Here is a 19,829-nt window from a genome sequence, read left to right on the forward strand (position 1 = left end):
AATACTTAAAAATCCAAGTTGAATGTTATTTTCTCAGACTTTTTCTTTTTATATCGCTTCCAAAACTTTGTACGTGCGTTCATCACTTTGTGAATACATTTGTCTATGGGAAATTTCCTTCCTCGTGCATATTCTTCTGCAATAATTTCCATAAAGCGTCGTGGTCCCCAAAATTTGCAGATGTTATTACATCCGCATGAAAATCTTACATCTCCGAATTTCATTTGGTTGGTGTCGACAAGTGCAAAGTGATATTCTCCGTTATTGTCTTTATCCCATAATATATTGCCCGGTGTATAGTCATGGTGCAATATCTTTGCATTATGAAGTTGTGCCGTATATAAACCGAAGGCACGTGCAAAGTCTTCGTATGTACCCTTGGTCGCGTTTCCCCATTCATACATCTTATGACGGTATTTGCTTTGTAGACTGACGAAATATGTATATCCAATGATACCGGTTAAAGAACGTTCCTCTATATAGGCTATTTCAGTAGGAGTTTCAAATCCACGATTTCTGATTATTTTTGCATGCAGGTAAGCTCTCAGACCTTTTGGTTTTCGTAAGCCTGCAGAATATACAATGGCATTTATTCCATGCGGTTTGTGATAGCGTTTGATATTTATTCTTGTATTGTCCGGTGCATCTATGACCTTAATAAGGTTACGCCCGTTTTGTATTGTATCACCTTGTCTTTCAAATATATCGGGTAGTGTTGTTATGAAGCGTTCAAGATGTGTATATTGTGGATTTATTATAATATTCTTCATGAAAATAATCTTTAGAGGTCTATTTATGCAACATACGCCAAAACCAGTTACGCTTTTTCCAACTGTGTGCAACGAGGTGTATGGCGAAGGCATTTCTTGTGTCTTCACTTTTGTGTCCGGCAACAAAACAGGATGGATATATATCTGCTCCTAACACATTTTGTTTCTTGTCCAAGTAGCGGTAGCCGTGTTTTTCTAAAGCCATTGCATACAAAGAAGGTGCTATTGGCTCTTGTTGTAATCTTCCGTCTGACAGCTTGAAATGTCTTTGTTTGTATATGTCCAGTAATTCTTTTATTAAAGGCTGATGTGGAGCAGATATAATAAAAGCTGCCTGTATGCCAATTCCTGAAACTGTTTTTCCCGGCATATTGTTTGTTCCGTTTAGTGATATCATACCTTTAGGATTTCTTTTGACATCATTATCGTGGTATTCTTGAAACAATACTGTCGGTGTTTTGATGAACTCGTCAAAACGTCGTTTGATAAGAATGTCAGAGTCAAGATATACTCCACCTTCCTCATATAAGGCGTACAGGCGTATCACATCTGCGGCAAAAGCCCATTTGTTTAGTGACAAGGCTTCATCTACAAAAGGACATTCTATGGACATTGCGTCTTTTCTTGTCCAGTGACGTATATGGAAATCGGGCAATATATGTTGCCAGCTATTTATACATAATTGTATTTTTTCAGGATATTCCTCATCGCTGAACCAGCATAAATGTATGGTCTTGGGAATATTAAAATTTAAAGTTGTTCCCATAGTTTTGTTGTTTTGTCATTACGGAAATATGTGTATAACAATTTGATACGACTACGTAATCGGTCTATATACAACCTGTTTCTTTTGCTTTTTGATGATTCTTCTGGCTCATCAATATTCAAAATGTCATCTTGAAAGGTGCGTATGGTAATTCCGTATTTGCGCAGAAATTGCAGTGATCCCCAATTCTTGTTTACTCTGCCTACAGAGCGGCTCATGAAATGGTAAACCATGCTTGCTCCTATTCCTTTGAACTCACGTATTCCTGCTAACCATAATTTTGCGGAAAAGTCCGGATCGGACCCCATTCCAGGTGAGAATTCCACACTATATCCTCCCACAATGTCCCATATATCACGATGTACGATACATGGAGGCGATGTACTGCCTTTCCAGTTTGGAATGCAAACCTCGTTATAATGTTTCAACAAGTCCTCTTCTCTGAATGTTTCTGGTGTAAGACCATAATCTGCAACACCCACACTTATTTTGCGATTCTGGTGTGCTTTCGGTTGAATCATTGATGCTGAGACATAAAAATATTTATGTCCGATATTTTGTATCGTCTTTAGCAGTATGTTGTCCCATTCTGGCAAAACATACATATCATCGTTCATATATACAATATATTCAGTGGTTACCAAGGAACGCAGTCCGTTTAAAGCCCAGCATACTCCTATGTTCTCTTTTGAATGAGTATGCTTATATCCTTTATATCGAACCCATTCCAGTGTTCCATCGTTGCCGTCATTCACATGTATCAGTATTTCATGTGTATAAGATGAATTCCGTTCAATGCTTTTAAGGCATAGTTTTAGGAATTCCAGATTATTCCAACTTGGAATAAGTATGGAGAATAAAGGCTTCTCTTTTTTATGAATATTAGTCATGATGACTTTATTATTATTGTTATTGATGTTTATGATTTATTATATTATTGTAAACACGGCATAATTCACCAGCTAATGTTTTGTCTGTAAAACGCATTGAATATTGCTTGCCTTTTCTTACCATTGTATCACGTTTTATTTTGTCATTGCATATCTGATGTATTGCATCAGCCATACCTTTAGCATCGTTTGGTTCAATATATATTGAATTTGGACCGCCTGCTTCTTCGAGACATGAACCCTTGGCTGCTATGACAGGAGTTCCGGATGCTAATGCTTCTGTAACGGGAATGCCAAATCCTTCGAATATTGACGGCAACACAAAAACAATGGCAGCCCTATATATAGCAGGAAGATATTCGTTGGGTAAATCATTGATAATATGTAGTCTGTTGCTTATGCGGTATGATTTTGCCATGCTGACAATTTCATTCTGATATTCAGTGCGCTTACCAACCAATACGACGTGTATTTTCTTCGGAATAAATGTCAGTGCCTTTACTATTGTTTTTTGGTTTTTGCGTGTTTGTATTGTTCCGACGCATAATATGTATTTTTCAGGCAAATTAAACTTCTTACGGCATCGTGTGATTTCGCTTTCCTGTATAGATTTTCTGAAAACATCTGATATACTTTGATATACAACGGATATCTTCTTTTCATCGATACCGTAAAAGTTTATTATGTCCCGTTTTGTTGTATCACTTACAGCTATAATATGGTCGGATATGTTGCAGGCATAATATGTTTTTACATTTAGTATCATGCGTGATAGCCAGCTGTAAGTTTCGGGATGACGTATGAATATTAGATCGTGTATGGTGACAATTGTCTTGCATTTTGAATGATTGATAAGAAAAGGTAATTCATTGCTTAATCCATGATATATGTCTATATTTTCACAGCGTACTGAATGCCATGAAAAGAAACATCGCCAGATTTCGCGCAAAAGACTGTTGCGGCTAATCCATTTATCCGGTGTGACAATTTTGATGTTTTTGTTTATATCATGATATATTCCGGACTTGACTTGTCCGGGAACAAAAAGTACGCTTTCAATATTCTTTTCATACATGTCCAAGGCGTTGATACAACGTCTGCTATAGTTTCCTATACCTGTGGAGTTTGTAAAGACTTTCTTTGCTTCAAATCCTATTTTCATAAACAAGTTATACAAATCCGTTTTTTCTCATGTATTTTTCCACTCCCTCGATGTCTTTGCGCGTATCAACAGATAATGATTTGCAATGGCAATTGTAATAGTATATAGGAATATTATTCTCGATGAAACGGAAGGAGTCGTTTTCTTCAATCTTTTCGATAGGACCGCGTTGGGTATTATGATAAAACTGAAGGGCTTTTCTTGTAAAAGCACCGACACCCACAAACTTATGATACACGTAGTCCATGTTTCCTTTGGGATATGGTATGGGACTGCGGGATATGAAAAGACATCGGTTGTCTTCTGCTGTTACTATTTTTAGATTTGTAGCATCTACAACCTCTACAGGATCGTCAAAGTCTGTCATAAGATTAGATACATATATATTATTAGTATCTATGGCATCGGGTATACATTGAATAATGGCATCATGGTTTAGTAAAGGTTCGTCACCGTTCACCATAACATAAAGGTCTGCATCCACTTTGGTATGTACCTCGTATAAACGTTCTGTGGCGGTTTCATGACTTGTGGCTGTCATTACAACCTTTGCGCCGAACGTTTCTGCAAGTTTCTTTATTTTATCAGAATCGGTCGCCACATATACTTCTTCAAACTCTGTACATGCCTTACAATGTTCATACACCCATTGCAACATTGGTTTTCCGCATATAAAAGACAATGGCTTTTCAAAAAAACGTGACGATTCTGCGCGGGCAGGTATTACACAAATTACTTTCATGTTGTTTATATATTTATTATTGTTTTATAATTCTTTGTATACTGTCTGCATGTGCCCACCGTTTATGTGACCACAACCAGTATTCCGGACATTCTTTTACGGTCTGTTCCAATTTATGCATGTATGTTTCAGTGTAAGGATATGGTGTTCGACATTCATCCGAAGGCTGTAGATGCATAAAAGTCATATGATAGTGTCCTCTTTTCACTTTATTTATGTCAAGATAGAGGAAAGCAGCGTTACATCGTTTTCCTAATATTTCTGCCCCACAGACCATGTCTGTTGGTTGGTTTAGAAATGTTATCCATTGGTTGTCTTCTGCATGGTGAGGACGTTGATCTGAAATAAACCCGATAAGGAAAGACTTTCCTGTCTTTCTCAGCGTTAATATATTCCTTACTGCTTCATTTTGCGAGAAAAGCATGCCGTTCCACCGGCTTCGTATCTTCAGCATAATGCGGTTTATTACAGGATTGGCAATATGGTGGTATATCTCTGCTGTTATTTTAGGACGGATATAACATTTTTTTACTTCTTGTGCCCATTCCCAATTACCGTAATGTGACAGATATACGAATATCGGTATATCTTGTTTTGCAAGGTCTTCTACAATATCACATCCATATATATTTACTCTTTTCCTCATTTCTTTATTGCTTATGTGCAACAATTTTACTGTTTCCACGAACAGGTCGCATATATGCAAATAGAATTTCTTTTCTATTTTTCTTATTTCTTTTTTTGTTTTGTCAGGAAAAGCATAGGTAAGATTTTTACGAATGGTTGTTTTACGATAGCGCAGTATATGGCACACGAAGAAGTGTGCACCACTGCTGATGATATATAGAATGTTTAAAGGTATTAATGCTACTATATATAGCATGGCGTATGTCAGTATGTATGATATTCTATTTATCATGTGTATCTATTATGCTTATAATCTGGTTAATTGGTACTCTGTTCTCGTATGTGTATTTTTTAGTTTCCTGTTTCAGTTCTTCATATATGCTGCTGTTTGCCTTGAGATGCCTGAACCATTTGTTTAGCTCATGTTTGTTTCTTATAATCATGCCTATTCCTTGTTCTTTTAGTAGTTTGGCTGTAGGTTGTCTTTGCGTGCATGGACCATAGGCAACAGGAATACCATAGGCAGCTGGCTCAACGACGCTATGCAGGTATTTAGTGAACCCACCACCAACGTAAGCCCATTTACAATATCTGTATATCTTTGCAAGTGAGCCGATAAAGTCAATTATAAGTGTTTGATATCTTGTGAAGTCTGTTTCAGTTGTACATTCAGAGTATAATATAGAGTATCCGTCAAGATGAAATCTTATTTCGTTCAATCCTTCTTCACTTATTTCATGTGGAACAAAGATGAACTTTGTATCTTTGTTGCGGTTGGCAAGATATGACATTATGTTCAGATCTTTTTTGTCACTTATGCTTCCTGCAATGAATACCCCTTCTGTCTCTTGGCAAAATCGTTCGATTATCGCATTTTCGTAAGGCGTTTCTGCTATCGATATTGCATTGTTAAATAAAATATTTCCGGCTTTTATTCCATTGTTTATGCCTATCCTTGTAAGATTGTTTAAAGATTTGTTGTCTGTAACAAAGACATTTGTGAATAATTTCAATGTATGTCGGTGCATTTTTCCATACGGCTTTAAATAGATGGAACTATCTTGTATTAAGGCAGAAATGAGAAATGTAGGTGTCTTTGTCTGTGACAGTTTGTTTATGTAGTTAACCCATATTTCAGACACGGCAAATATAGCAGCCTTAGGGTGAAAGGCTTTTATAAAATTACTGGCATTTCTCTCTGTATCAATAGGTAAAAGTAATATTTTGTCTATAAAATCCTTGTCTTGCCGATTGTGTTTCATGTATTTATATCCTGTTGTGGAGAAGAAGGTTACCACTATCTTGCAATTCCGTGTTTTCTTAATGTCCTGTATCAATGGACGTATTACGGCATATTCTCCTAAAGATGAGGCATGAAACCAATATGCGGGTTGTGTCTTGTTTATTTTTGACGCTTCTAATATAGTCTTATTGTCGTTACGTAATAGAATGAAATCTTTTGTCTTGTCATTTATAAAATGATATCTTGTCCACGACTGACGTTTCTTTAACAAGTTTAATATATTGCTAAAGGTTTTAATGCATACGTTATATATTTTATAATGGGTCAGCATTACTGTATTTACAGTCTATAGAACACCCGAGATTTGACTTTTTGTTTTTTATATAGGATTTATAAAAAAAGAAACGGCGCGGGTATTCTGTACTCCTGCTTATCCCGGTTCCGAGGCTCTGGTAAACCTATACTGCAGAGATAAGCAACCAGTTAGCCCACGCCGGGAGATTAATACATGGAACAACGACATACCACAATCTTCATTCCAGACAAAAATCCGGATATGCTATTGATAATATTCGTGATCAGTGAAAATCACCCACGCAGACGTCCGATTGCATCTTCTTCAAGCAGTATTCGTTAATTTACCAGATTTCCGAAACCTGAAGATAAGACGTTCGTAACGCCATTCCTCTGATGCTGCCGGATACATCTTCACGAGATGTTTGCGTTGTCATCAGAACCATCGATGTATTGGAACTTAAAGTTCCTTGTAAACAATGCCTGTAATATTGGACATTGTTATAAACCCACATGCCCTATTTCAAGGCTAACTGGATTTTATAGACACAAAATTAAGTATTTATTTTTATATAGCCAAAATAAAAACAGAAAATATCTTTGTCTCACTTTATCTGATATCAATTCTTGTTTCAACAGCTCCCATGCCAATCTTTTGCCCCGCATGTTTTTACAATTTATCAATCCTTCCTGCGTTATGTATATATGAGAAAGCTTTTCACCTTATTAATATATATATATGCTGTGAGCGGATATGCACAGCGTAATGAGATTTATGACAGTCGTATAGCGTCGCTTCAAGTCGTGGCGGGCGTCGACCGGCTGTCACTGCCGGTGGTGAGGCTTGGCAGTAATAATCCTAAGGACGTGATAAACATCAGTTTTGATGACCTTACACATACGTATCACAGATATACCTACGCCATAGAGCACTGCGAGGCAGACTGGTCTGTCTCTGATGCCCTGTTTCCCGCCGATTATATATCGGGCTTTTATGAAGGAAATACTATAGACGACAGTGAAGAGTCCGTAAATACCAATGTGTTGTACACGCATTATTCGCTGCAGATTCCCAATGAAAGATGTCGTCTGAAGATGAGCGGCAATTACAGGCTGACCGTATACAATGAGAACGATGCAAACCGCCCGATGTTTTCTGCATGTTTTATGGTGGTGGAACCGTTGGTGGGCGTAAGCATGAGTGTATCGTCGAACACGGATGTGGATGTTAACAAGTCTCATCAGCAGGTGTCTATGCAGGCTGACTATCACGGTATAAATGTTACAAATCCCGCCACGCAGATAAAGACAGTGGTGATGCAGAACTTCAGGTGGGATAATGCCCGGATAAACACACAGCCGCAGTATATAATGGCAAAGGGACTGAGGTGGCAGCACAACAGGGATCTTATCTTTGAGGCTGGCAACGAGTATCATAAATATGAGATACTGGACGTGTCGCATCCGACAATGGGCATAGACTTCATACGCTGGGACGGCAGGAACTATCACGTGTATCCGTTCGCCGATGAGCCGCGTCCCAATTATGTTTATGATGAGGATGCAGACGGAGCCTTTTATATAAGAAACAGCGATAATGTGGAGAACAACCGCACGTCCGAATATGTTTTCGTACATTATATTCTGAAATGTCCGAAACGTTATGACGGTGATGTGTACATTAGCGGCGTATGGACAAACAACCGTTTCATACCGGAATACAAAATGGAGTATGACGACGCGGAACAGTGCTATAAAGCCGTGGTCATGCAGAAACAGGGATATTATTCTTATCAGTATCTTCTTGTGGGAAGCGACGGGGTTGCGCGTGTAATGCCTGAGGAGGGCAACTTCTATCAGACGGAGAACAAGTATCAGGCGCTTGTATATTTCAGAGGAACAGGTGAGCGTACCGACCGTCTTGTGGGGTATCAGCAGATACAGACAAGATAGTGGCTGTTTCCGGAATGTTTTTATAATGCGGACAGCATTGTACAAAAAGGATATTTTAACAGTCTGAAATTAGTTTAAATCACTTCATTAACAAATTCAACTCTAATTCAATACATTATGATAGCAGCATTGATCATTTTCTTCTTATTTTGTTTATTTATAGCGGTTTCTGTTTCCGGTCCGGTGTTTTTAATAGGACTTATCATCATATTGGCTATATGTTTTTACTTAGGAAATAAATATGGCTCAAAATGACAATGAGATGACTTCAATTATTAATGTCTCAATGAAAACATAAATATAAGGCAAGAAAAAACAAAATACCGACAATAGAAGCATTGTTCACAGTGACTTGTTGCAACGATAGTAATTTATGTCCGCACGTAAGGGAGAAAACAGGTTGGCAGAAGCTAAAATGAAGTGTATGCTTTTGAATCGCTATACTAAAATGGGGGATGCCGATGGTGTATCAAAATAAGCTATAATTCGCGTTGTAGGGACTTTACCTTTACTTTTATACGCAAAGGTAAAGTTCCTACAACGCGGATGATTGCTTCTTCTGACTTTGGCTACCGTGACATTAAAAATGCCTTGAATGATTTGAATTCCTTATAGAGTCCCACACTTTGTTTGGTTCCTTTCATAAACTCGGCAAGGCGTTCCGGTATTTCAACATGACTGTTTATGGCTTCTTCCACTGTCTCTTTGAACTTTGCAGGATGTGCCGTTTCGCAGAAGACGCCTGTTTCTCCGGCTTTCAACTCATTCTTTAGTGCCAGATATCCACATGCTCCGTGCGGATCGAGAATGTATTTATTATCATCGAAGCACTGTTTCATTGTCTCTTTTATTTCATCATCAGAGAACGAAGCACCGTTGATGCGCCCTTTTATCGTATCGTAATCGTTGCTGTACAAATCCATTATGCGCGCAAAATTACTTGGATCGCCCACATCCATGGCATTTGCAATGGTCTGAACACTTGGTTTTGGTTCATAGTTGCCTGTCTGCAGGTACTTGTAGAATATGTCATTGGCATTGTTTGCCGCAATGAAACGTTTTATCGGCAAGCCCATTTCCTGTCCGAACAAAGCCGCTGTGATGTTGCCGAAGTTACCGCTCGGAACGCATACCACCATGTTGTCTGCCGCATTTCTTTCCTTCATGCGTGCGTAGGCATTGAAGTAATAGAACGCTTGTGGAAGGAAACGCGCGACATTTATGGAGTTGGCAGACGTAAGTTTCATGTGCCTGTTCAATTCTTCATCCATAAATGCGTTTTTAACCAGTGCCTGGCAATCATCAAACACACCGTCTATCTCGACAGCCGTTATGTTCTGTCCGAGAGTAGTAAACTGACTTTCCTGTATTCTGCTTACTTTTCCCTTCGGATACAGCACATACACATGTATTCCCTCCACACCGAGGAAACCGTTTGCTACGGCCGAGCCGGTGTCACCGCTTGTTGCAACAAGAACGTTTACCGTCTCTTTACGTTCACTTTCTATGAAATAACCGAGAAGGCGTGCCATAAACCGTGCCCCAACATCTTTGAAAGCCAATGTAGGTCCATGAAAAAGCTCGAGAGAATATATGCTGTCCGTAACTTTCATCACCGGACAGTCGAACGAAAGCGTATCACATACAATGTCTTTCAGAGCCTCTTCCTCCACATCTTCACCAAAGAAAGCGTCAGCCACGGTACATGCAATTTCATGAAATGACATCTTGTCGATGTTGTCAAAAAACTCTTTCGGCAATGTCTTTATCTTTTCCGGCATGAACAGTCCTCTGTCCGATGCCAGCCCTTTTACAACAGCTTCATGCAAAGATACGGAAGAAGCTCGGTTGTTTGTGCTATAATATCTCATTTGATTTGTTTTTTATAATTGAAAAATAAGCGGAAGCATTCAAAACTTCATAAATTCGTTCATGAATTGTTCCATATAAAGCATTCCGTATGAACCCTTCTCGCAACTCTCCTCATCAAAAATACATACACCGTCCGGCTCTATATTCGGATGCCATATTGCAAACGGAACCGGCTCCTTGACGTGCGTACGTATTTCAACGGGTGTGGGATGGTCGGGCAGGAGGGCGATGCACACCGGCTCATCCCATGTTTTCACCTTATTATATATAGAACCCACAATCTTGCTGTCAAGGTTTCTTATTGTCTGCATTTTAAGTTCAAGGTCACCGTCATGCCCGGCTTCATCACTTGCCTCTATGTGAAGAAACACGAAATCATCAGACTTCAGAGCCTCAATCGCAGCTTCCGCCTTTCCTTCATAGTTGGTATTTGCAAGTCCGGTTGCCCCGTCTACCTTGATAATCTTTAATCCCGCATAGTGCCCGATACCACGTATCAGATCCACTGCCGATATCACCGACCCAGTCTTTACCTTTGTATATTTGTCTGCTATAGGCTCCATTTGCGGACGATATCCGCCACCCCAGGGCCATATACTGTTTGCCATATCCTTTCCTTCAGCCTTTCTTTCAATATTAAAAGGATGCTGTGCCAACAGCTCTTGCGATTTAAATATAAGTTCATTAAGCAGTTCCGCCGTTTCCGATGCGCTCATGCGCCCTTCCTCACAACGGTCTTCCCAACCCTTTTCCGGTTTTACCAGCAAACCTTTCCATTGCTCTTCCGGATGATCATGGGGTGGGGCACACTCTATATGCTTGCTTCCCCCTTTTACTATCAGCAGATGCCTGTATTGTGTTCCTGTTATAAAACGTATCTTCTCATTTCCAAGACGATTGTCAAGATAATGTATCAGTATGTCGCCTTCTTCCGTTTTCAGATGTCCACCGTGATGATTGATGATCTTACCGTCGGCAAGAGTGATGATATTACATCTCAATGCCAAGTCCTCTTCTTGCATTTCATACCCTATGGAAACAGCCTCGAGAGGTCCGCGCCCTTCATAAACCTTGTTAAGGTCATATCCCAAGATAGCGGTATTTGCCACTTCCGACCCGGGATGAAAGTTGTCCGGAATGGTTACAAGCTTCCCTGTTCTTCCCTCACGTGCCAATGTATCCATGTAAGGAGTTTCAACATGTTGCAGCAAAGTCTTTCCACCAAGCCGTCCGACATGGTGATCTGCCATACCGTCTCCTAATATAATAATGTGCTTCATGTGCCTCTCCCTTTAAATATTCGCAACAGACATTATATTGGCAAACACTCCTGCCGCCGTGACACTTGCACCGGCTCCATAGCCCTGTATAAGCATGGGATATTCTTTATATCGTTCTGTTGTAAGCATTACAATGTTGTTCGAGCCTTCAAGATTGTAGAATGGATGCTCCTTGCCTACTGCCTGTAGCGAAACATCAGTCTTTCCGTTTTCCATTCTTGCAACAAACCGCCAGCGTTTACCTTCATTTTCAAGCTCTTTGCGGCGTCTTTCAAAATCGCTGTCAAGCAAAGGCAGACGTTCCCAAAAGTCGTTAATACTGCCGTTGAAATACTCTTCAGGAACGAAAAGACGCTTTTCCACATCCTCCTTTTCTATCTTGTAGCCCGCCTCGCGTGTAAGTATCACAAGTTTCCGCACAACGTCCGTACCGCTCAAATCTATCCTCGGATCCGGCTCGCTGTATCCCTGTTCCTTCGCACGCCTTACGGTTTCGGAGAACGGCACATCATCCGACAGTTCGTTGAATATGAAGTTAAGCGTACCGCTCAGTACGGCTTCAATCTTCAATATTTTGTCCCCTGAGTTACGAAGGTCGTTTATTGTCCCGATGATAGGCAGACCTGCACCTACGTTTGTCTCAAATCTGAATTTCACGCCGCGTGCAAGTGCCGTCTGTTTCAGTGAAATATAACTGTTATAATCCGACGATGCCGCTATCTTGTTGGCTGCAATTACAGAAATGTTATTTTCTATAAAGACTTTGTACAGCGATGCAACATCCTTGCTTGCAGTGCAATCCACAAATACGCTGTTGAATATGTTCATGCCGAGAATTTCGTTTCGCAGCATTGCAAGGTTGCTTGTTTCAGACTCTTTCAGTTGTTTCCTGTAGTTGTCAAGGTCTATTCCGTCGCGGTTGAATATGGCATTATGACTGCTTGCAATTCCCACAACGTTCAGTTTCAGACGCCTGTTCTGCTTCAGTTCGTCATGCTGTGCCTTTATCTGTTCTATCAGTTTGCTGCCGACAGTACCCACTCCGCAGATAAAAAGGTTAAGGACATTATACTCTGAAAGGAAGAATGAGTCGTGAAGCACATTAAGCGATTTGCGCAGAAACTCTTTTTCCACCACAAACGAAATGTTCGTTTCCGATGCACCTTGCGCACATGCAATGACGCTTATGCCGCTTCTTCCGAGCGTTCCGAACAGTTTTCCGGCTATGCCCGGTGTGTGTTTCATGTTCTCGCCCACAATGGCAATTGTCGCCAGACCGCTTTCCGCATGCATGGGAAACATGGCTCCCGTTTCTATTTCCTTGCAGAACTCATTGTTCAGCACGTTCACCGCCGCATCGGCATCAGAGTCTTTCACTCCGATAGACGTAGAGTTCTCTGACGAAGCCTGGCTCACCATGAAAACAGATATTCCGTTTTCCGCCAGTGCTGTGAATATTCGTCTGTTCACACCGATAACTCCCACCATGGAAAGTCCCGTCACTGTTATCAGCGTTGTATCGTTTATGCTCGATATACCCTTAATGGGCTTGCTGTCGTTTTCAACGCTTTTCTTTATTATGGTTCCGCTGTGATAAGAATTGAACGTGTTCTTTACCCTTATAGGGATATTCTTCACACAGACGGGATATATGGTAGGAGGATATATCACCTTGGCTCCGAAGTTGCAAAGCTCCATCGCCTCTATATAGCTAAGCTCGTTTATAGTGTATGCCGAAGGTATCACACGCGGGTCCGCAGTCATAAATCCGTCGACATCCGTCCATATCTCCAATACCTCCGCATCAAGTGCTGCCGCAATTATAGCCGCCGTATAATCGCTTCCACCGCGCCCCAAATTGGTTATTTCATCAGTCACATTGTCTCTGCCGATAAATCCCGGAACCACCGATATGCGTGGCATTTCCTCAAAAGCCTCACGCACAAGACGCCCTGTAAGCTCACTGTCAAGCACGTGACTGCCGTTCTTGCGTGTTGTCTTTATGAACGACATTGCATCGAACAGCTTAGCGTTCTTTATCAGTTCCGCCACTATGCTTGAACTGAGGCGTTCTCCATAGCTCAATATGGCATCCTGTGTCTTCTCGCTCAGGTCGCGAATAAGATACACACCAAAGTATATGCTCTTCAATTGTTCGAAGAGCGAGTCTACGGTTCTGAATAAGTCTTCACGCTTTTTTGGGTCGGTGATGATCGTGTCTATCATCCTGTGGTGACGCATAACCATTGCATCGAACTCGCTTCTGTAACGTCCGTCTCCACGGCGTGCAAGCCTTGATGTCTCGATAAGTTTGTCGGTTATGCCTCCAAGTGCACTTACAACCACCACTACAGGCTGGTGTTTAGCCTCTTTTTCTACAATTTTCTTTAAGCATCTGATGCTTTTTACGGAACCTACGGATGTTCCGCCAAACTTTAAAACTTTCATTATGTACGTAAATTTGCGGACTCCCCGAAACAAACAGGGATGTGTGTCCTTGTATTTATATTGTGCAAAAATAGCAAGAAAAATCCTTCCGACAAACAATGTTATACGATTATTTGCTAATTTTGCAGCAAAATGTAATTAAAATCACCGTTTTTATTATGAATAGAACACTACGAAATCTGTTGCTTACAGCCTGCCTGTACATATCTGCAACAGCTGTTTTCTCGCAAAAACGCCCCCGTTACGAGTATTACAAGGATATTCCCGTATATGTGGACAGTATACATGATGAACTGACATATCCCATGGCATGGGGCAACAGTAGTGAGACCGACTTTGACAAATGGCGCGCATCTGCCCGCAAAAAGGTTTTTGAATGTATGATGACACCGCCGCGTGCCGCTTCTTCATACAGCTATAAGGTCATTGCAGAGGAACAACGCGACGGATACAAGGCATTGAAAGTAGAATTCCCGTTGTCCGCCTGGTACAATGTCCGTGCATATATTCTCGTGCCTGACGGCAAAGGACCGTTCCCAGCCATTAACCTTCTTCACGACCACGGGGCGCATCTGTTCATAGGAAAGGAGAAGATGATAAAGCCATTCGACGAAGATTCCGTAGTGATAGCCGATGCCGACAAGTGGCAGGATGTTGTCTACGGCGGCAGGTATATGGGCGACTTCCTTGCCCGTCACGGCTATGTGGTGTTCTCTGCGGACGCTCCCTTGTGGGGAGAACGAGGGCGTGCCGAGGGTGTGGACCGCAAGAAATACGACATCATCGCCGGCAACATGATGATGTTGGGACGCAATCTCAGTGCCTTTATGACATACGACGACATTGCCGGAACCGACTTTCTCGCCACGCTTCCTTTCGTTGACGGCGACCGTATAGGATGTGCCGGATGTTCCATGGGGGCATACCGCTCATGGATGTTGTCTGCCTTGTCCGACAAAATCAAGGCTGGAGCATCGGTATGCTGGATGATAACGACAAACGTACAGATGACATGGAAGTACGGACGCAAGGAGAACGGTGGGTTTGCCAACTGCATTCCGGGATTGAGACAGTATCTTGACTATCCTCACATTGCAAGTATGGCATGTCCGAAACCTATGCTTTTCATCAACGGAGACAAGGACAAGCTTTTCCCCGTGCCGGGAGTAAAGAAAGCGTTTGACATAATGCACGACGTATGGAAAAGCCGGGGAGCGGACGAGAACCTGACAACCGAGATATGGGACATGACGCATGAGTGCCCTCCGAAAGTGCAGGATTCGGTGTTGGACTTTTTTGACAAGCACCTGAAATGAACTGTCATTACCGACCTAACTGATTTTCCGGACATAGAATATAATTGAAAAGAGCAAACAATAGAATAGTAAAATGATCAACGAATATCAGATGCGCATGCTTCCGCAGCAGGCAGCTAACGAGGCTTCCATGCGTGAGTTTATAGCAAGAGAAAAAGGCATAGATGCCCGTACCATAAAGCATGTCCGTGTGCTCAGGCGCAGTATAGATGCCAGACAGCGCACCATATATATCAATCTTAAGGTGAGAGTGTATGTAAACGAAGAGCCGCAGGATGAAGAATACACCCATGTGAAATATGGCGACGTGTCGGCTGCTCCGTCCGTGGTTGTCGTCGGCGCCGGCCCTGGCGGGCTTTTTGCATCCCTCAAACTCATCGAACTTGGTCTGCGTCCCATTGTCCTTGAACGTGGAAAGAATGTGCACGAGCGCAAGAGAGACCTTTCCGCCATAACGAAGACACAGCGTGTCGACGCCGAGAGCAACTATTGTTTTGGCGAGGGTGGCGCCGGTGCCTATTCGGATGGCAAGCTCTACACACGTTCGAAAAAGCGCGGAAGCATAGAAAAGATACTTAATGTGTTCTGTCTGCACGGGGCATCGGTATCTATTTTGTCCGATGCCCACCCGCATATAGGAACGGACAAGTTACCCGGAGTGATAGAAAACATGCGCAACACCATACTGAAATGTGGCGGAGAGGTGCATTTCATGACTAAAATGACAGCCCTTGTGTTCGACGGAGACAGTGTCGTTGGCGTGGAAGCATCGGATGTAAAGACCGGAGAAAACATTGTATTCCGTGGTCCGGTGATACTTGCCACCGGTCACTCGGCGCGCGATGTCTACCGCTATCTGCACGGTTCGGATGTTGAAATGGAGGCAAAGGGCATTGCCGTAGGCGTGCGTCTTGAGCATCCGGCAAAGCTGATAGACAGCATACAGTATCACAACAAGGAGGGCAGGGGGCGCTGGTTGCCTGCGGCAGAATACAGTTTTGTGACACAGGCGGACGGTCGTGGAGTGTATTCGTTCTGCATGTGTCCCGGCGGATTTGTCATTCCTGCCGCCACAGGTCCGCGACAGATAGTCGTCAACGGAATGAGTCCGAGTAACAGAGGCACGCAGTGGTCCAACAGCGGCATGGTTGTAGAGATGCGCCCCGAGGACGTTCCGGGAGATGACGTGTTGCGGATGCTTGACTTTCAGGAGCGTCTTGAGAACGACTGTTGGCAGCAGGGCAATATGAAACAGACTGCACCGGCGCAGCGTATGGCAGACTTTGTAAACGGCCGTCTGAGCTACGACCTGCCTAAAAGCTCGTATGCACCGGGACTTATTTCCAGTCCGCTGCACTTCTGGCTTCCGCCCTCCGTGTCGAAAAGACTGCAGCAAGGTTTCAAGAAGTTCGGCTCCATGAGCCACGGATTTCTCACAAACGATGCCGTACTCATAGCCGTGGAGACACGCACATCATCGCCCGTGCGTATTCTTCGCGACAATGACACCCTGCAACATGTGCGCATAGGCGGGCTTTTTCCTTGCGGCGAAGGTGCCGGATATGCCGGTGGAATAGTCTCGGCAGGCGTGGACGGAGAGCGTTGTGCAGAGGCTGCGGCACTGTATATCGGGCGTATAAAATAGGCTCTTGTAACTTGTTGATAATCAAACGAATACCTTTTGCCTTCAAAAAGCTATGCTTTAGCACTCGAAAAGCATAGCTTTAGCACCCTTAAAGCATAGCTTTTTGAAGGCAAAAGGTCACATCTTTCATTATCATGTCTTTTTGTGTTAGTCAAAGACCGTACTCAACAGGGGCGGAAGGGTGGTGATACGTGCACTCTATATGGTGTTTTTCATCCTATATAATAAGGTGTATGCGCCCTTATATTTTTACAGTAAACGTTTGTTCAAATGACCAAAAATTAGTACTTTTGCGTCCGAATTAAAAATTGTATAAAAGTTCATTGCAATGAATATATCTTATAAATGGTTAAAAGAGTATGTCGATTTTGAGCTTACTCCGCAGGAAGTGTGCGATGCTCTCACCTCGGAAGGACTGGAAGTCGATGCACTTGAAGAAGTCCAAAGTATCAAGGGCGGACTTAAGGGACTTTATGTAGGCAAAGTGCTTACGTGCGAAGTACATCCCGACTCGGATCACCTGCATGTTACAACGGTGGATCTCGGACGTGAAACCCCGTCGCAGATTGTCTGCGGAGCACCCAATGTGGCTGCCGGACAGAAAGTCATTGTGGCAGACATAGGCTGTGTGCTGTATGACGGCGACAAGGAATTTGTAATCAAGAAGTCAAAACTCCGCGGCGTGGAAAGCTACGGCATGATTTGTGCGGAGGATGAAATAGGAGTGGGCAACAGTCATGAAGGTATAATTGTTCTGCCGGAAGACGCACCGGTAGGTCAGCCTGCCGCCGAATACTATAATCTTGAAAGCGACTGGCTAATAGAAGTAGACATCACGGCAAACCGTGCCGACGCCCTCTCACATTGGGGTGTCGCACGTGATTTGTATGCCTGGCTTTTACAGAACGGCTACAAGACATCGCTGCACCGCCCGTCTGACGAGGCTTTTGCCGCCGACAACACGGACATGCCCATAGACGTTACGATAGAGAACACGGAGGCTTGCCGTCGCTATGCCTGCGTCAGTGTGTCGGGATGTGACGTGAAAGAGAGTCCGGAATGGTTGCAGAACAAATTGCGTGTGATAGGATTGCGCCCGATAAACAACATAGTGGACATCACAAACTATGTAATGATGGCATACGGACAGCCGTTGCACTGCTTCGATGCAGACATGGTCAAGGGGCATCATATCATCGTGAAGACAATGCCTGAAGGTACGCCTTTTGTTACGCTTGACGGTGAAGAACATAAGTTGAGCGAACGAGATCTTGCCATTTGCAACACTGATGAACCGATGTGTATTGCCGGTGTGTTCGGCGGAAAGGGCAGCGGCACATACGACACCACATGCAACGTGGTATTGGAGAGTGCCTATTTCCATCCCACATGGATACGCAAGAGTGCACGCCGTCACGGACTGAGCACAGACGCTTCGTTCCGTTTTGAGCGTGGAATAGACCCTAACGGAGTTATTTATGCGTTGAAACAGGCTGCTCTTCTATGCAAGGAACTTGCCGGCGGCAAGATATCCATGGAGATAAAGGATGTATATCCGGAGCCGATATGCGACTTTAAAGTAGAGCTGGAGTATGACTATGTAAACCGCTTGACAGGCAAGAACATACCTGCAGATACAGTAAAGAGCATAGTACAGAGTCTGGAAATGAAGATAGATGCGGAAAGCGAGGCAGGATTGAGCCTCAGTGTCCCTCCCTACCGTGTGGATGTACAGAGACCTTGCGACGTTGTTGAAGATATTCTCCGTGTGTATGGATATAACAATGTTGAAATTCCGACACAGCTTAAAAGTTCTCTTGTCGTAAAAGGAGATGAGGACAAAAAACACAAGTTGGAAGAGATTGTAAGTGAACAGCTTGTAGGCTGCGGCTTCAACGAGATATTAAACAACTCTCTTACCAAATCTGCCTACTACGAAGGGCTTGACAGTTATGCAGCGGAGAACTGTGTAAGGATAATGAACCCTCTGAGTTCGGATCTTAATGTCATGCGTCAGTCATTGCTCTTCGGCGGTTTGGAGAGCATTGCACACAATGCCAACCGTAAGAACCCAGACCTTCGTTTCTTCGAGTTTGGAAATGTATACCACTTTTCAAAGGAAAAACATAATGCCGACGCACCCATGTCCGCATATAAAGAGGAATGCCACCTCGGATTGTGGGTTACGGGAAAGCGTGTCAAAGGCAGCTGGGCACACCCCGATGAGGACTCTTCGTTCTATGAACTCAAGGCATACGTGGAGAATATACTGCGCCGTATAGGACTGAACAGCGGCACCGTATTGATGCACAACAGCGACAATAACATCTTCTCGAAAGGTATTGCCATAGAGAACAGAGGCGGAAAGCTACTTGTTGAGATGGGTGTGATAAGCAAAAACTTGCTAAAAGCTTCGGGAATAGACGGTTCCGTGTATTACGCAGACCTGAACTGGACTGCACTTGCCAAGGCTGTAAGGAAGAACAAGGTTGGCTATAAGGAAATAAGCAAATATCCTCCTGTAAGCCGTGACTTGGCTTTGCTTATAGACAAGAGCGTGGATTTTGCACAGATAGAACAGATTGCATATCAGACAGAGAAAAAGCTCTTGAAGTGTGTCGAGCTGTTTGATGTCTATGAAGGCAAGAACCTGCCCGAGGGGAAGAAGAGTTATGCTGTCAACTTCATACTTCAGGATGAGGGAAAGACACTTAACGACAAACAAATAGACACAGTAATGAATAAGCTTATCAATAATATCAAGGGTAAGCTTGGTGCAGAACTTAGATAAAACGTGTATTACAGAGGATGCCGTGCCTTA

The 19,829-nt window shown here is 42.9% G+C and carries 14 protein-coding genes; 4 read left to right on the plus strand and 10 right to left on the minus strand.

All coding sequences use genetic code 11. The features are described from left to right. Positions 1-5: 5 nt before the first annotated feature. The 7 genes from HPS54_RS06830 to HPS54_RS06860 are packed head-to-tail and all read right to left on the minus strand — an operon-like array spanning position 6 to position 6,531. Positions 6-770 carry a protein kinase family protein gene (locus HPS54_RS06830; RefSeq protein ID WP_172344719.1) on the minus strand — a complete coding sequence of 255 codons (765 nt, stop codon included), beginning with the start codon at positions 768-770 and terminating at the stop codon, positions 6-8. A gap of 19 nt (positions 771-789) precedes the next feature. Next, on the minus strand, positions 790-1,536 hold the full coding sequence (locus HPS54_RS06835; protein WP_172344720.1) for a glycosyltransferase family 32 protein: 747 nt from the start codon (positions 1,534-1,536) through the stop codon (positions 790-792). Beyond that, on the minus strand, positions 1,521-2,426 hold the full coding sequence (locus tag HPS54_RS06840; protein WP_172344721.1) for a glycosyltransferase family 2 protein: 906 nt from the start codon (positions 2,424-2,426) through the stop codon (positions 1,521-1,523). The genes HPS54_RS06835 and HPS54_RS06840 overlap by 16 nt, the downstream gene beginning before the upstream one ends. 19 nt (positions 2,427-2,445) lie before the next feature. Next, entirely contained in the window at positions 2,446-3,588 is a 1,143-nt protein-coding gene (locus tag HPS54_RS06845; protein WP_256378095.1) for a glycosyltransferase family 4 protein, read from the minus strand. 7 nt (positions 3,589-3,595) lie between these two features. After that, on the minus strand, positions 3,596-4,330 hold the full coding sequence (locus HPS54_RS06850; protein WP_172344723.1) for a 3-deoxy-manno-octulosonate cytidylyltransferase: 735 nt from the start codon (positions 4,328-4,330) through the stop codon (positions 3,596-3,598). A 16-nt stretch (positions 4,331-4,346) separates the two neighbouring features. Continuing rightward, the gene (locus tag HPS54_RS06855; RefSeq protein WP_172344724.1) at positions 4,347-5,249 is read right to left on the minus strand and encodes a lysophospholipid acyltransferase family protein; all 903 of its coding nucleotides are present in this window, start codon (positions 5,247-5,249) and stop codon (positions 4,347-4,349) included. Beyond that, entirely contained in the window at positions 5,239-6,531 is a 1,293-nt protein-coding gene (locus HPS54_RS06860) for a 3-deoxy-D-manno-octulosonic acid transferase (protein ID WP_172344725.1), read from the minus strand. Before HPS54_RS06860 ends, HPS54_RS06855 begins: the two co-directional genes overlap by 11 nt. Before the next feature lie 668 nt (positions 6,532-7,199). Here HPS54_RS06860 and HPS54_RS06865 point away from each other — a divergent pair. Continuing rightward, positions 7,200-8,447 (plus strand): type IX secretion system plug protein, encoded by a 1,248-nt coding sequence (locus HPS54_RS06865; RefSeq protein ID WP_172344726.1) that lies wholly within the window; start codon positions 7,200-7,202, stop codon positions 8,445-8,447. Positions 8,448-9,016: 569 nt separating this feature from the next. Here the strand turns inward: HPS54_RS06865 and thrC are convergent. From thrC to thrA, 3 genes are read right to left on the minus strand one after another with little or no spacing between them, the layout of a single operon-like run. Then, positions 9,017-10,318 carry a threonine synthase gene (gene thrC, locus HPS54_RS06870; RefSeq protein WP_172344727.1) on the minus strand — a complete coding sequence of 434 codons (1,302 nt, stop codon included), beginning with the start codon at positions 10,316-10,318 and terminating at the stop codon, positions 9,017-9,019. Positions 10,319-10,357: 39 nt separating this feature from the next. Then, positions 10,358-11,599 carry a cofactor-independent phosphoglycerate mutase gene (locus HPS54_RS06875; RefSeq protein ID WP_172344728.1) on the minus strand — a complete coding sequence of 414 codons (1,242 nt, stop codon included), beginning with the start codon at positions 11,597-11,599 and terminating at the stop codon, positions 10,358-10,360. 12 nt (positions 11,600-11,611) lie between these two features. Then, positions 11,612-14,047, minus strand: coding sequence for a bifunctional aspartate kinase/homoserine dehydrogenase I (gene thrA / locus HPS54_RS06880; RefSeq protein ID WP_172344729.1), 2,436 nt, complete (start codon positions 14,045-14,047; stop codon positions 11,612-11,614). Between the two features lie 158 nt (positions 14,048-14,205). Here thrA and HPS54_RS06885 point away from each other — a divergent pair, with 158 nt between their 5' ends. The 3 genes from HPS54_RS06885 (at position 14,206) to pheT (ending at position 19,799) form a co-directional block, all read left to right on the plus strand. Continuing rightward, positions 14,206-15,363: an alpha/beta hydrolase family protein gene (locus HPS54_RS06885; RefSeq protein WP_172344730.1), complete on the plus strand. Its 1,158-nt coding sequence runs from the start codon at positions 14,206-14,208 to the stop codon at positions 15,361-15,363. A gap of 73 nt (positions 15,364-15,436) precedes the next feature. Further along, positions 15,437-17,008 (plus strand): NAD(P)/FAD-dependent oxidoreductase, encoded by a 1,572-nt coding sequence (locus HPS54_RS06890; RefSeq protein WP_172344731.1) that lies wholly within the window; start codon positions 15,437-15,439, stop codon positions 17,006-17,008. 328 nt (positions 17,009-17,336) lie between these two features. Next, a complete protein-coding gene (gene pheT, locus HPS54_RS06895) occupies positions 17,337-19,799 on the plus strand; it encodes a phenylalanine--tRNA ligase subunit beta (RefSeq protein ID WP_172344732.1) in 2,463 nt (820 codons plus the stop codon). Positions 19,800-19,829: the final 30 nt, after the last annotated feature.

Origin of the sequence: Xylanibacter caecicola, from assembly GCF_013166515.1 — a bacterium.
Classification (GTDB): Bacteria; Bacteroidota; Bacteroidia; order Bacteroidales; family Bacteroidaceae; genus Prevotella; species Prevotella caecicola.